This is a genomic window from uncultured Draconibacterium sp., assembly GCF_913063105.1.
Classification (GTDB): Bacteria; Bacteroidota; Bacteroidia; order Bacteroidales; family Prolixibacteraceae; genus Draconibacterium.
Genome location: NZ_CAJXYQ010000003.1, coordinates 222,622 through 235,127, shown reverse-complemented (window position 1 = coordinate 235,127; position 12,506 = coordinate 222,622). Strand labels below are relative to the sequence as shown.

The following is a 12,506-nucleotide window of genomic DNA, read 5'->3' as shown; positions in this document are numbered from 1 at the left end:
ATCATTTTTTCAGAAGGGTCTACTTTATCATCTGCCAAAAAAATATTCATAATTCAAAATTTTGTATGGGGTAAAAATAATTTTGCAACAAAACTCAAACACTATATTCAGGTGGCAAATTCATGATAATTCTCACTTTTTTAAATTCACTCTAAATAAGAGCGTGTTAAAGTTGAATTAATATTAAACAAACCCCGTCGGTTCATGCACACGACAAAACAGGGTTACCTTTAGGCTATTTCCCGAATATATTTATAGAAGGACGCAAATTCATTTACATATTAAAAAGGGTTGATTTATTCAGCTCTTATTGCAACAAAGCAGGTTCTTGTATATAGGCATACAATAGTTAAAGCTGTGTGTATTGTCATGAGGTACAAGATCGTTGTTTTATGCATTCTGGTTATGCCCTTTCTGGCATTTTCTGTTGAGCCTCCGGGTGAATCGGCATTTGAACAAACGCTGGATCATTTGGAAGCAGCAGTTGGCCGCGCTGAACAAAATAGCGCCTGGTGCCAGCAATCTACCAGTTGGCATTTTCCGGCCAGGTTATACAACTACATTTACAATGCGCGTATTTGCTACCAAAAAGGAAACAAAAAACAGCTAAAGAAAGCCAAGAATTACCTCTCGTTATTTGAAAATACTGTTGATTTAGCCATTGAAGGGCAAAGTGGATACTGGTCGGGGAATGCCAACAATGTTTGGATAGACCCGATATTACCTGCACCGGAATGCGCCATGGATGTATTTATCGAATTAAAAGCCGAACTCTCAGTCTTATTATCATTATCCTCTGACGAGGTTCTTGTGCTTAGCCCAGAATCATTCCAATAATAGTAGCACTCATTAACGAAGCCAGAGTTCCGGCCAACAATGCCCGCATGCCGAACTGCGAAAGCAGCACCCTGCGTTTGGGTGCCAATGCGCCAATGCCTCCAATCTGAATACCAATAGAAGAGAAATTAGCAAAGCCACACAATATATAGGTAGCCATAATAATCGACTTGGTTTCTGTAAATGCTCCCGAAGCTTTTAAATCGGCTAAACTGATGTAGCCAATAAATTCAGTTAAAATAAGTTTCTCGCCAAGTAAACGTCCTACAACTGCAATATCTTCGGGACATACGCCAATTAACCACATCAGCGGTGCAAAAGTATAGCCTAAAATAAACTGAAGCGAAAACTCTTCGTATTTGCCATTTGTGATATCGGCAATAACATCGTTTAAATGCGTCCAGTCGCCAATTTTGCCAATAATAAAATTAAACATGGCAATAAACGCAATAAATGCCAGCAACATAGCGCCCACATTTACAGCCAGTTTAACGCCTTCGGTAGTTCCATTAGAAATAGCATCCAGCACATTGCTGCCAATTTTGTCGCGGCTAACTTCCATGTCTTGGTTAATTTCTCCGGTTGGCGGCACCAACATCTTCGAAAAAATTATTGCCGCCGGAGCTGCCATAATCGATGCGGTTAGCAAGTGCTTTGCAAATTCGAGCCGAAGAACCGGATCGTCGCCGCCCAGCAAGGCAATATAAGCCGCCAATACCCCGCCGGCAAGAGTGGCCATTCCACCTGTCATCACCAATAATATTTCTGACTTACTCATTTTATCGAGATACGCTTTAATCATTAATGGCGATTCGGTTTGCCCAAGAAAAATATTTCCGGCCACCGACAAAGCTTCAGCCCCTGATATTTTTAATGCCTTGGTGAACACCCATGCCAAACCATAAACTACCTTTTGAATTATTCCCCAATAAAACAACAAGGAGGTTAGCGCCGAAAAGAAAATTATGGTTGGCAGCACCTGAAACAGAAAAATAAATCCATAGGTATCGGCATCCATTAAGCCGCCCAATAAAAATTCGCTACCGGCTTTTGTAAAATCAAGAATCTTCACAAAAATCTGTCCGAAAAACTCAAATGCCACTCTTACAAAAGGCACATACAACACGCCCAAAGCCAAAAGAACCTGAATAAGAAGTCCGATTCCAACGGTGCGCCACGGAATATTTTTTCTATCTGAACTAAAAGCAAAGCCAATAGCTATTAAGGCTGCCATCCCCAACAATCCCCGAAGCAAGGTGAAAATCGAAAATGGATTTTCTCTTTCTTTTGACAACAATATGTTTGCTGTATCGTTTTGCGGAGCAAGCAACTCTGCAGCACCCGGAATACTTTCGGAGGCAGTGCTTACCTGTGGATGTAAAAAGAAAATGCCGGCAATTACTACCAGCAATAAAAATATGCGCTTCATTTGATTATTTTTCGTTTCATTTCACCTCTTTTCTTAATTCACCCATACTTACAGTGGGCGCATTCAGGTAAAAAAGAGGTATTTTTGAGCCTTCATTTTATACCTTACTTCTCTCTTTTATTTAATTCATCGCGAATAATCGATGCCTTTTCGTAATCTTCTTCCTGAATGGCTTCATTTAGCAAATCCTGTAATTCGCTGGTTGAATATTGCGCGTATGACGATGCTGCAAATTCGGGTTCATCGTCGTCAGCCAAACTACGTATCGGCGAGTCCTCATCATCGGTTTCCAGAACAATGCCTGCTTTTTGCAAAATATCTTCGGATGTGTAAATGGGGCACCTAAACCGCAGTGCTAAAGCAACAGCATCGGAGGTTCGCGAGTCAATCCGAATCTCCTTTCCATTCATTTCACACAAAAGCTCCGAGTAAAAAATGCCTTCTTCCAATTTATAAATGGTAACTTCTAAAAGAGCAATATCAAAAGCCAGAGCAATGTTTTTTATTAAATCATGTGTTAGCGGGCGGGGCGGTTTTAAGCCTTCCAGCTGAATGGCAATTGCCTGTGCTTCAACAGGCCCGATAATAATAGGAATCCTGCGCTCTCCGCCTTCTTCTGCCAACACCAACGCGTAAGCTCCTGATTGAGTTTGACTTACCGATAATCCTAAAATGTTTAAGCGTATTTTTTGCATACTTAGTTTGGCCTGTATCTTTTTCAACGCAAACAAATATAATAATCATTTTGGTTCCATTCCATTAAAATCAACGTTTTCAGAAGAAACAACCAAAAGCTACTGAATTTTGAGTTGCCGGTGCGCTAAAAACAGGCACAATTTAAAAGCAACAAAGGGCAAACCGACATGAAATTCCGACGTATAAACAGGCTGTAATTAAGTCAGTCTAAAATATTTTACCTATTGCTGTAGTTTTTTTCCACTTTTTGCGACCTATTTAGCGAGACTTAAAAAATGAAGAACCAAAGTGTAAATAAAAAAACATTTAGCGAACTGATTGAGCAACACCAGGCAATAATCCATAAAATAACATTGGTTTACGCCAACGGAAGTTTAAATCGTGAAGATCTTTTCCAGGACATTTGTCTTCAGCTCTGGCGATCTTACCCTAACTTTCGTGGCGATGCAAAAATCAGCACCTGGATGTATCGCGTAGCATTAAATACAGCAATTAGCAATGTACGAAAAAAAGACAAGGGACTTCATTTTGAGCAGCTGAACGAAAACGATCGTAACGACACTGAAAATTCTGACGAGAAGGAACAGGTTAAGCTTCTTTACCAGGCTATTGCCAGGCTTAACCGAATAGACAAAGCCATAATCCTACTTTGGCTTGAAGAAAAAAGCTACGACGAAATAGCTTTAATACTTGGAATCTCAAAAACGAATGTAAGCGTAAAGCTGGTTCGGATTAAACGAAAACTGGAAGAAATAATTTTTTCAACCATGAACGAATAACCATGAACGACAAAAAATTAAAAGACATGTGGAACAAAGCAGAACAACTGATGGAAGTTTCTGATTATAACAGCGCATCCATCGAACAATTTATAGCCGGACGCTCGAATGATACGAACCAAAAAATAAAGAATATCATCATTCTTGATCTGGTTTTAAAAGTAGTGGCACTGGTGGTACTCGCCATCGATTTTGCCCTGTATTTTGGAACAACAACTATTATGCTGATTACTGTTGCAGGCATAGTATTGCTCGCTCCCCTTTTATATTTGCAGTACAAAATGCTGAACCGCTTTACTGAAGCCGCCGATTATGGGCAAAATACGCGCGCAAAATTGGTTTCGATGCTTACCTATTTAAAAACCAGGATGTTTAGCACGCTACTTTCCGTTTCGTGCACCTATTTGTTTGTTTTTATTGCCGGATCGTTGGCCTACTTTTACAGCACCTACGGTTATGTTCGCCCACTAAGCGGCGTAGACTTTATTGTATTTTTGGGTTTTATTGTTTTTGGCATTGTATTCAATTTCATTATTAACCACGGACAAATAAAATACCATATAAAACATCTTGAAACATGCCTCAACGACCTCAATGACGACAACCTGAAACTGGTTTCAGAAAACATAGAACTGCAACGAAAACAAGACCGAACCCAAAAATTATTGCTCGCTCTGGCCTTAATTATTGGGTTCCTGATACTCCTTGTGATTTTAGTAAAGCTTTAATCAAACAGTCGATATCAGCTAAGTGGCCTGCATCAGAAAAAATCATCAAAATCTGTAAAGAAATTGATGCAGGCCCTTATAAAAGTTAAACCTACAACAGCACTCAAAGTTAGGTAACCAAAAATCGGCAACCATGAAATACAAAATACACCATTTCGAGTTAAACATGAAGGAAGACCAGTTAAAACTCGAACAGTTTTTAAACCGTTTGCACGGTGACGTAGTCTCAATCGTTCCCAATGTAAAGCCCATATTCAGGCCGATGGGGGCAACCGCCAAGGTTGACTTTTTGTTTATTGTAGAGAAGATTATGAATTAAATTCTGATCCTACAGAAGCCTGTTCAAACCCCTTGACTAAAAATCAAAAGCAAAGCATAAATTCTTCAGCGAATGTTTTAAAATATTGCTTTATTTTGTGGTTCGGATTTCCCTCCAGATAAAAGAAATAAAACAATCCCAAATAAAACCCTTCATTATTTGCTAATTATCTAAAAATAACTACTTTTGCAGTCCGAATTTTGAATCGTTCAGGCTCAGATAAGTGAAATCCATTAGGAAATCCGCCTGACGGTGTAAACATTAAAAGTGAAATTATGTACGCGATTGTTGAAATTGCAGGACAGCAATTCAAAGTAGAAAAAGACAAAAAACTTTTCGTACATCACCTGGATGCAGAAGAAGGAGCATCGGTTGATTTCGACAAAGTTTTACTGGTTGATAACGATGGCACAGTTGCCGTTGGAACACCAACCGTAGAAGGTGCAAAAGTTACAGCCAAGGTGCTGGAACATGTGAAAGGCGAGAAAGTGATTGTTTTCAAAAAGAAACGCCGTAAGGGTTACAAAAAGAAAAATGGTCACCGTCAGCAGTTTACTCAAATTCAAGTAGAAACCATAGTTGGATAACGAATAAAAAAAATTTACCATGGCTCACAAAAAAGGTGTAGGTAGTTCGAAAAACGGACGCGAATCGGAAAGTAAACGACTGGGAGTAAAAATTTACGGAGGTCAGTTTGCAAAAGCTGGTAATATTTTAGTACGCCAGCGTGGTACTCAACATTTTGCAGGCGACAATGTAGGTATGGGTAAAGACCATACATTATTTGCATTGATCGACGGAACTGTTGTTTTCAGAAAAAGAAGAAATAACCGCTCTTATGTATCGGTAGCTCCGGTTGTTGATGCAGATGTTGCAGTTGCAGAAGCTCCTGTAAAAGCAGCTCCTAAAAAAGAAGCAGCTCCGGTTGTTGAAGAAGTAAAAGAAGAAGCGCCAAAAGCTGAAGCTAAAGGCGACGATCTTACTAAATTAACAGGTGTAGGTCCTAAACTAGCTGAAGTATTGGTTGAAGGTGGTTTTACCACTTACGCTGAAGTTGCTGCCGCTTCGGTTGAAGCAATTCAGAAAGTACTTGAAGCTGCAGGAAGCCGTTACGCTTCAAAAGATCCACAACCATGGATTGAAGAAGCTAAAGGTTTGGCTTAAGATATTGATAGACCAGAGGGTTTGCCCCTCAAAAAAAATAGGAAAGCTCCTGTCGGTTTCGGCAGGAGTTTTTTTGTTCTTTCAACTTTTCTTTAAACTTTAAAGGCCTTACTTCAAACTCTGAACCCGAATCATAAAAGTTTAAACTTTTACTATTACATTTGCGCTGCATAAAAACAGAAAGCTATGCTCAACTTAAAATTTATACAAGACAACCCGGAGTTAGTAGTTGAAAAACTAAAACGTAAAAATTTCGATGCTTCGGAAATTGTTTCAAACATCATAGATCTTTACGCTCAGAAAAACAAACTGCAAGGCGAAGCTGATTCGGCAAAAGCTGAGATGAATAAAATTTCGAAAGAAATAGGCCAGCTTTTCCGCGAAGGCAAACACGAAGAAGCCAATGCTGCCAAGGCCCGTACTGCCGAGCTAAAAGAAAGCATTAAAAACTTTGATACTGATTTTGCAGCTATTGAAGAAAAAGTTTACGATTTGCAGGTACAACTGCCCAACCTGCCGCACGAATTGGTTCCGGCCGGGAAAGGCGAAGAAGATAACGAAGTAATAAAATCGGTTGGCGAGATTCCTGAAATGGGCGACAAAGCATTGCCACACTGGGAACTGGCAGCCAAATACAACCTGATTGATTTTGAATTAGGCGTAAAACTTACCGGAGCAGGATTTCCGGTTTACCGTGGAAAAGGAGCGCAATTGCAGCGTGCCCTTATCAATTTCTTTTTGGCCGAAGCGTCAAAAGCCGGTTACGAAGAAATTCAGCCTCCGTTAGCCGTTAACGAAGCATCAGGTTTTGGCACCGGACAATTGCCTGACAAAGAGGGGCAGATGTACCACATTACCGAAGATAATTTATACCTGATTCCAACAGCCGAGGTTCCGGTAACCAATATTTACCGCGATGTAATTTTGGACGCCAAAGACCTGCCCTATAAAAACACTGCCTATAGTGCCTGTTTCCGTCGCGAAGCCGGTTCGTACGGTAAAGATGTTCGCGGTTTGAACCGCCTGCACCAGTTCGACAAAGTGGAAATTGTACAAATTGCACATCCCGAAAAATCGTACGGAATTTTAGACGAAATGGTAGCCCATGTTGAGGGCTTGGTTGCAAAATTAGGCTTACCTTATCGCATCCTTCGTTTGTGCGGTGGCGATATTAGTTTTACATCGGCTTTAACCTACGATTTTGAAGTATTCTCGGCTGCCCAGGAGAAATGGCTGGAGGTTAGTTCTGTTTCTAATTTTGAATCGTTCCAGGCCAACCGCTTAAAATTACGTTTCCGTGAAGAAGGGGTGAAAAAACCGCAAATTGCGCATACATTAAACGGTAGTGCCCTTGCACTGCCACGTATTGTGGCGGCCTTGCTGGAAAACAATCAAACTCCCGAAGGAATTAAAATTCCGGAGGTTTTGGTTCCGTACACGGGTTTCGATATTATTGATTAAATCTCAACATTATCATAAAACAAAAAACGCTGCTCTTACCCAGAGCAGCGTTTTTTTATGCGCATTATTTTGTTACCTGAAAAAATAATAAAGCGCAATCATAACCAGTGCCAGTATGCCGGCCATAATCCGGGGGTCGGTTATTCCTGTAATTTTGCCGTCGGTTAAGAATGACAATGGTTTTTTCATGGTCATTTTTTCCAACACTTCGGGGCTGGCCGCCGGGGTAAAAAAGCTCACTGTAAAATAAAATACTGTACACAATATAAACAGGTAGAAAGCCTTCATCATAAAATGAATGCCCCAAACATCGGTAATGATTCGTTGCCCGGCAATCATTTCAAAATCGAGGCAGAAAGCGATTAATGCCAAAGTCAGGCCAAATACCAAGGTGTAATGTCCGGCTTTGGGCGTGCCTCGTTTCGACATAATTCCGAAAATAAAAACAACAGAAATTGGCGGCGAGAACACGGCCAGCAAATCGTTAATGGCCTCGAAAATACTTGGAAATTTGGCAATTAAGGGCGACCAGGCAATGGCAATTACTATTACCAGCAAGATGGTAATTCGCCCGATATACAACAAGCGTTTATCTGAGAAGTCGGGCCGATGCTGTTTTACAATATCCATCGACACCAGCGTACCGGCACTGTTTAGTGCCGATGCAATTGTACTCATTAACGCGGCCAGCAACGCTGCCGACATTAAACCTTTTAAGCCAACCGGCAGTACATTCAGTATTAAAACCGGCAGCGTATGGTCTGCATCAGCAATTTTATCTTTTAAAATGATGTAGGCAAAAATCCCCGGGAAAATCATTATGAAAACAGGAAGGATTTTAATAAAACCCGCAAAGATTGGCCCGTTCTGTGCATCTTTTAATGTTTTGGCTCCCAATACTTTCTGCACTATGGTTTGGTCGGCGCACCAGTAATTTAGTCCTAACACCGGTATTCCCAGCCAAAACGCCCACCAGGGAAGCGGTGAGGCTTCGTGCGAATGAATCATACTTAACTGCCCGGGTTTTAAAGCAGCTTTTAGTTCAGTAAAATTGCTTACGCCATGCTCAGGTAGTGCCATCATAGCCAGAATAGTCATAATGCCGGCTCCGATAATCAGGATGCCCGATTGCAGCGCTTCGGTTAAAACAACAGCTTTTAATCCACCAATAATTGAGTAAATAAGCGTTGCACCTGCAATGACCACGATGGCGGTATATTTTTCAATCCCAAAAAAGTTTTCGAAAACCAAAGCCCCGGCAAATAAACTAACGCCAATGTGCATAAACAAGGCTGTAAAAAGAGAAATTACAGCCAGCATTGTTCTTGTTGACCGGTCGTAGCGGCGCTCTAAAAATTCAGGCAAGGTTGAAATGTGCGTTTTAAAATAAAAGGGGGCAAAAATTAAACCCAGCACAATTAACAGGAATGGTGCCGACCATTCAAAGTTCCCCCAAACCAGTCCATCGGAAAAGCCTTGTCCGGCCAATCCCACCATGTGGATGGTTGAGATATTTGCTGCAAAAAGAGCAGTTCCAATCAGTGGCCATTTTAGTGAACGGCCTGCCAGGAAGAAGCCTTCGCTCGATTTGGTTTTTCGTTTCATTCCTGAAAAAACGCCAATGCCCACAATTATTAGCATGTAGCCAATTAGGATGATGTAGTCTATGGTTGAAAGATTCATGATTCTAAAAAAGTAGGAAGACAGGAGACGGAAGACCGGGAAAAACAGCCAACCGAGAACTGTACTTCATGGTTAATATTTATTTTTCTCCGTTAAATTCTTTTACTGCATTAAACATGGCCACAATATTTTCGGGTGGAACATCGGGCATAATATTGTGCACGGTATTAAAAACATAACCGCCTCCTTTCGAGAGCAATTCAAGTCGTGTTAATACTTCAGCCCGTACCTCATCGGTACTTTTTGCATTCAACGTTCCAACGGTTTCAATGCCGCCACCCCAAAAAGTTACTTCTTTCCCAAATTCCTTTTTTAATTTCTCGGGTTGCATATCGGTGCACTGCGTTTGCATCGGGTTCAGAATGTCGTATCCCGCATCAATTAAATCGGGAATAAGCTGGTAAATTGAGCCACACGAATGCAGGAACGTTTTCATGTTACTGTTCTTTTTTGTGTAGTCGCAGAGTTGTTTGTGGCGTGGTTTAAATAACTGGCGGTAAATTTCGGGGTCCATAAACGGGCCGTTCATTGCTCCCAAATCGTCGCCAAAACGAATAATATCTGCTACATCACCAACCGCCTCACAAACTTTTGCCAGCGTTTCCATGTGGCGCTCCATTAAAGCATCCAGCAGCCTTTCAACATTGTGTGGCTCCAGGTACAAATCCATCATAAAATTATCCATTCGGCGGATAAAAGTGCCCCATTCAAACAGGTTGCAGCCTACCACAATCATTAGTGCTTTGTCGGAAGTTTCTTTTAAACTAACGGCGCGTTTTCGGAGTTCCTCCCAAAAGCCGGGCATAGCGGAATTGTCCCAGGGGCTGTGAGTAAACGCTGCCCAAAGTACTTTCGACATGGCATCGTCGAGCGAACTAAAATCATCGGGATAAGCATCTACCCACGGAAAATGAATTTGGTCGAAAAAGGTTGCACCGCCCGGCATTTTTGCAATGGGTAATCCCGAGGAATGGTTGGCAATCCAGTCGCCTGCTTCATTTTGCCGAGGATTAAACCACTTTGGGTAATAAGCTTCGTTGCCGTTTGCCAAAGTAGTTGGGTGCCAGTGCGCAGGTGTTTCGTTAAACGTGCGGCCAATATCCAGTACATCAATACCAAATAAATCAAGTACTTCGTTGTGTGGTTGTGCCAGTTGCTGCACCACATCGTAAACCTGCACGGGCAAATGTTCCTTCCCTAAATATTTTAACAAATTGGAATAGGCAATGGCTGAAATTCCGGAACTTGGGTTGCTCCCCAAATCAACCGGTACTTTTGTGGGCTCTTTATGAGCGATTGCCGTTAGTACTCTTTCTCTTGAATTCATATGTTTTGTATGGTTTAGTATCTTCTTACTTATCTGTAACCTTCGTGAATCAGCTTTTCTACTTTATCCACATTGTTTTTGTCGACAAAAGAAGCGCCGATTTCGTTGTTGCTGGGTACAATTCCAAAGCGGATGTAATGCGTTAGTTGAACAACCGGTAAAAATCCCTGCATGTATGGTTGTTGGTCGATGGTAAAAGCCAGGTGCCCTTTTTTTATATGATGAAGAACTGTTGGCGAAAGGTCGAAACCCGCGGCTACCAGATTTTTGGTTTCATCCTCTTTTTCAATGGCTATTCCGGCTCCTTCGGTATCAGCCAATCCTGTACACAAAATTGCTTTGGCATCAGGATTTTCTTTTAAAGCATCGGCAATTACAAGCGCCGATTCTTCTCCAAAAATTCCGGTAATTGGTTCAATCCATTTAATATTTTTATGCTGAAGTGCTTTCTTAATTCCATCGCGGCGGTCTTCCAAAGCCGAAATTCCTTCAGAGTGCATGGTAAGGATTACGGTACTGTTTTCCGGGATTTTATCGGCAACTTTTTTTCCCAATTCTTCGCCTGCTACAAATAAATTCTGGCAAACGCGGCTTAATCGGGCATTGGGCGTTTTGTTATCGTCAACATTAAAAGCAACCACCGGAACGCCTGCGGCAATGGCATCTTCAACCACTTTATCAAACGCAATTGGATCAATTATATTAAGAGCAATTCCGTCAACTCCATTTTTAACTGCATGCGTTACCATGGCAGCCTGTGCTTCGGCGTCAACATCTTCGGTGCCAGTAAAGCTGCATTCAACATTCATTAGTTCTGCGGCTTCGGCCATACCTTTTTTTAATGGTTTAAAAAAATCTTCGTGTACACAGGTGGTTATAAAAACAAGTTTTAGCGGTTTCTCTGTTGTGTTTTTACTTTGTGTAAATGCCCAATTTGGAAGAAAAACAAAAAGTAGAAACAAAACAGGTATTACGTTTTGATTTCGTTTTTGCATGGTTTAAATGTTAGTGAGAATCCGGCTTTACATACAAGTCTGAATCCGAAAACCCTGGTCTATTATGATTGTATGCAAAAATAACAGCTGACACGCTGATAAATAATAGCCAAATTTATAAATATGATGGATTATTTTATACTTTTAAAAATGCACTAAAATCATACTGATTGTATTTATAGAACTTATTATGAAAGACAAAAAGGGAATAGACTACGTAATAGATGGATTTATCGGTCAACGAATGGTGTATCTTCCCGGAATTGTAAAAAAGAAAATTTTAAAAGATCCACGGGTGTATGATTTATATATTACGCACATTGGAATCTTTCCGAAGGCACTGGGACATTTAAGAAATCGTCCCACCGGAAGCAGTCAGTACATTCTTATATATTGTGTTGACGGAGAAGGCTGGGTAGAAATAAAAGGCCAGCGAAAAATTTTAAGGGCCAATCAGTTGATAATAATTCCGCGTAAAACAGCATGTAAATATGGAGCTGGCACCGAGCGGCCATGGACAAATTACTGGCTGCATTACACCGGAAAACATGCCGGATTGTATTCTCCGCCCCTGGGGCAGGTTATTGAAATACCGCCAACAAATAACTCGAGAATTGAAGAACGACTTGTGCTTTTTGAAGAGATGCTACAAAACCTGGAGGACTATTTTCAACCCGAGAAAGTAGTCTACGCAAATATTTGCCTGAAACAGTTTTTAAGCTCGGTAAAATACCTGGAAGTCTATCGATCGGTAAAAACCCATGTTGAAAATGATGTATTAAAAAAAGTAATTGGATACATGAAAAATAACCTGAGCAACAATATAAGAATGGCTGACCTGGCAACGATTTGCAATTGCTCATCATCGAATATCTACAAGTTGTTTAAACAAAACCTTGACAGTGCCCCGCAGGATTTTTTCATTCATCTGAAAATGGAACGGGCCCGGAAATACCTGATGCAAACCAATTTAAAAGTAAAAGAAATTGCTGCCCGTCTGGGCTACGACGACCCTTATTATTTTTCACGAATTTTCAGAAAACATATTGGACTGTCGCCGGCAAATTACCGAAAAGAAGAAAAATAAA

At 40.9% G+C, this 12,506-nt stretch carries 12 protein-coding genes and 2 pseudogenes; 9 read left to right on the top strand and 5 right to left on the bottom strand.

Features of this window, described 5'->3' with window-relative positions; genetic code table 11:
• Positions 1-369 precede the first annotated feature (369 nt).
• Positions 370-837, top strand: a complete 468-nt coding sequence (locus QZ574_RS04285; protein WP_297087136.1) for a hypothetical protein — start codon at positions 370-372, stop codon at positions 835-837.
• Here QZ574_RS04285 and QZ574_RS04280 read toward each other — a convergent pair.
• Together QZ574_RS04280 and QZ574_RS04275 are read right to left on the bottom strand one after the other, a co-directional pair.
• Positions 815-2,266 carry a nucleoside transporter C-terminal domain-containing protein gene (locus QZ574_RS04280; protein WP_297087135.1) on the bottom strand — a complete coding sequence of 484 codons (1,452 nt, stop codon included), beginning with the start codon at positions 2,264-2,266 and terminating at the stop codon, positions 815-817. The genes QZ574_RS04285 and QZ574_RS04280 overlap by 23 nt on opposite strands.
• A gap of 104 nt (positions 2,267-2,370) precedes the next feature.
• Positions 2,371-2,961, bottom strand: coding sequence for a bifunctional nuclease family protein (locus tag QZ574_RS04275; RefSeq protein WP_297087133.1), 591 nt, complete (start codon positions 2,959-2,961; stop codon positions 2,371-2,373).
• A 276-nt stretch (positions 2,962-3,237) separates the two neighbouring features.
• Here QZ574_RS04275 and QZ574_RS04270 point away from each other — a divergent pair, with 276 nt between their 5' ends.
• From QZ574_RS04270 to serS, 7 genes and pseudogenes are all read left to right on the top strand, one after another.
• A complete protein-coding gene (locus tag QZ574_RS04270) occupies positions 3,238-3,741 on the top strand; it encodes a sigma-70 family RNA polymerase sigma factor (RefSeq protein WP_297087131.1) in 504 nt (167 codons plus the stop codon).
• 2 nt (positions 3,742-3,743) lie between these two features.
• Positions 3,744-4,469: a hypothetical protein gene (locus QZ574_RS04265; protein WP_297087128.1), complete on the top strand. Its 726-nt coding sequence runs from the start codon at positions 3,744-3,746 to the stop codon at positions 4,467-4,469.
• Positions 4,470-4,602: 133 nt separating this feature from the next.
• Positions 4,603-4,788 carry a hypothetical protein gene (locus QZ574_RS04260; RefSeq protein ID WP_297087126.1) on the top strand — a complete coding sequence of 62 codons (186 nt, stop codon included), beginning with the start codon at positions 4,603-4,605 and terminating at the stop codon, positions 4,786-4,788.
• 275 nt (positions 4,789-5,063) lie between these two features.
• Positions 5,064-5,375: a 50S ribosomal protein L21 gene (gene rplU, locus QZ574_RS04255; protein ID WP_297087124.1), complete on the top strand. Its 312-nt coding sequence runs from the start codon at positions 5,064-5,066 to the stop codon at positions 5,373-5,375.
• A 19-nt stretch (positions 5,376-5,394) separates the two neighbouring features.
• A pseudogene (rpmA, locus tag QZ574_RS04250) lies at positions 5,395-5,655 on the top strand (50S ribosomal protein L27); the annotation flags it as partial.
• A 117-nt stretch (positions 5,656-5,772) separates the two neighbouring features.
• A pseudogene (locus tag QZ574_RS04245) lies at positions 5,773-5,952 on the top strand (helix-hairpin-helix domain-containing protein); the annotation flags it as partial.
• A gap of 186 nt (positions 5,953-6,138) precedes the next feature.
• The gene (serS, locus tag QZ574_RS04240) at positions 6,139-7,413 is read left to right on the top strand and encodes a serine--tRNA ligase (protein ID WP_297087122.1); all 1,275 of its coding nucleotides are present in this window, start codon (positions 6,139-6,141) and stop codon (positions 7,411-7,413) included.
• A 72-nt stretch (positions 7,414-7,485) separates the two neighbouring features.
• Here serS and QZ574_RS04235 read toward each other — a convergent pair whose 3' ends face one another.
• The 3 genes from QZ574_RS04235 to QZ574_RS04225 all read right to left on the bottom strand — a co-directional run bounded on the left by QZ574_RS04235 (position 7,486) and on the right by QZ574_RS04225 (position 11,418).
• Entirely contained in the window at positions 7,486-9,096 is a 1,611-nt protein-coding gene (locus QZ574_RS04235) for a sodium/solute symporter (protein WP_297087119.1), read from the bottom strand.
• Positions 9,097-9,175: 79 nt separating this feature from the next.
• Positions 9,176-10,423, bottom strand: coding sequence for a uroporphyrinogen decarboxylase family protein (locus QZ574_RS04230; protein ID WP_297087117.1), 1,248 nt, complete (start codon positions 10,421-10,423; stop codon positions 9,176-9,178).
• 29 nt (positions 10,424-10,452) lie between these two features.
• A complete protein-coding gene (locus QZ574_RS04225; protein ID WP_297087115.1) occupies positions 10,453-11,418 on the bottom strand; it encodes a substrate-binding domain-containing protein in 966 nt (321 codons plus the stop codon).
• A 190-nt stretch (positions 11,419-11,608) separates the two neighbouring features.
• Between QZ574_RS04225 and QZ574_RS04220 the strand changes: the two genes are divergently transcribed.
• The gene (locus QZ574_RS04220) at positions 11,609-12,505 is read left to right on the top strand and encodes an AraC family transcriptional regulator (RefSeq protein ID WP_297087113.1); all 897 of its coding nucleotides are present in this window, start codon (positions 11,609-11,611) and stop codon (positions 12,503-12,505) included.
• The last annotated feature ends 1 nt before the right edge of the window (position 12,506 follow it).

Coding starts and splice junctions, on each gene's coding strand:
- QZ574_RS04235 (WP_297087119.1), bottom strand. CDS start 9,096: ATGAATCTTTCAACCATAGACTACATCATCCTAATTGGCTACATGCTA.
- QZ574_RS04220 (WP_297087113.1), top strand. CDS start 11,609: ATGAAAGACAAAAAGGGAATAGACTACGTAATAGATGGATTTATCGGT.
- serS (WP_297087122.1), top strand. CDS start 6,139: ATGCTCAACTTAAAATTTATACAAGACAACCCGGAGTTAGTAGTTGAA.
- QZ574_RS04225 (WP_297087115.1), bottom strand. CDS start 11,418: ATGCAAAAACGAAATCAAAACGTAATACCTGTTTTGTTTCTACTTTTT.
- QZ574_RS04280 (WP_297087135.1), bottom strand. CDS start 2,266: ATGAAGCGCATATTTTTATTGCTGGTAGTAATTGCCGGCATTTTCTTT.
- rplU (WP_297087124.1), top strand. CDS start 5,064: ATGTACGCGATTGTTGAAATTGCAGGACAGCAATTCAAAGTAGAAAAA.
- QZ574_RS04260 (WP_297087126.1), top strand. CDS start 4,603: ATGAAATACAAAATACACCATTTCGAGTTAAACATGAAGGAAGACCAG.
- QZ574_RS04230 (WP_297087117.1), bottom strand. CDS start 10,423: ATGAATTCAAGAGAAAGAGTACTAACGGCAATCGCTCATAAAGAGCCC.
- QZ574_RS04270 (WP_297087131.1), top strand. CDS start 3,238: ATGAAGAACCAAAGTGTAAATAAAAAAACATTTAGCGAACTGATTGAG.
- QZ574_RS04275 (WP_297087133.1), bottom strand. CDS start 2,961: ATGCAAAAAATACGCTTAAACATTTTAGGATTATCGGTAAGTCAAACT.
- QZ574_RS04265 (WP_297087128.1), top strand. CDS start 3,744: ATGAACGACAAAAAATTAAAAGACATGTGGAACAAAGCAGAACAACTG.
- QZ574_RS04285 (WP_297087136.1), top strand. CDS start 370: ATGAGGTACAAGATCGTTGTTTTATGCATTCTGGTTATGCCCTTTCTG.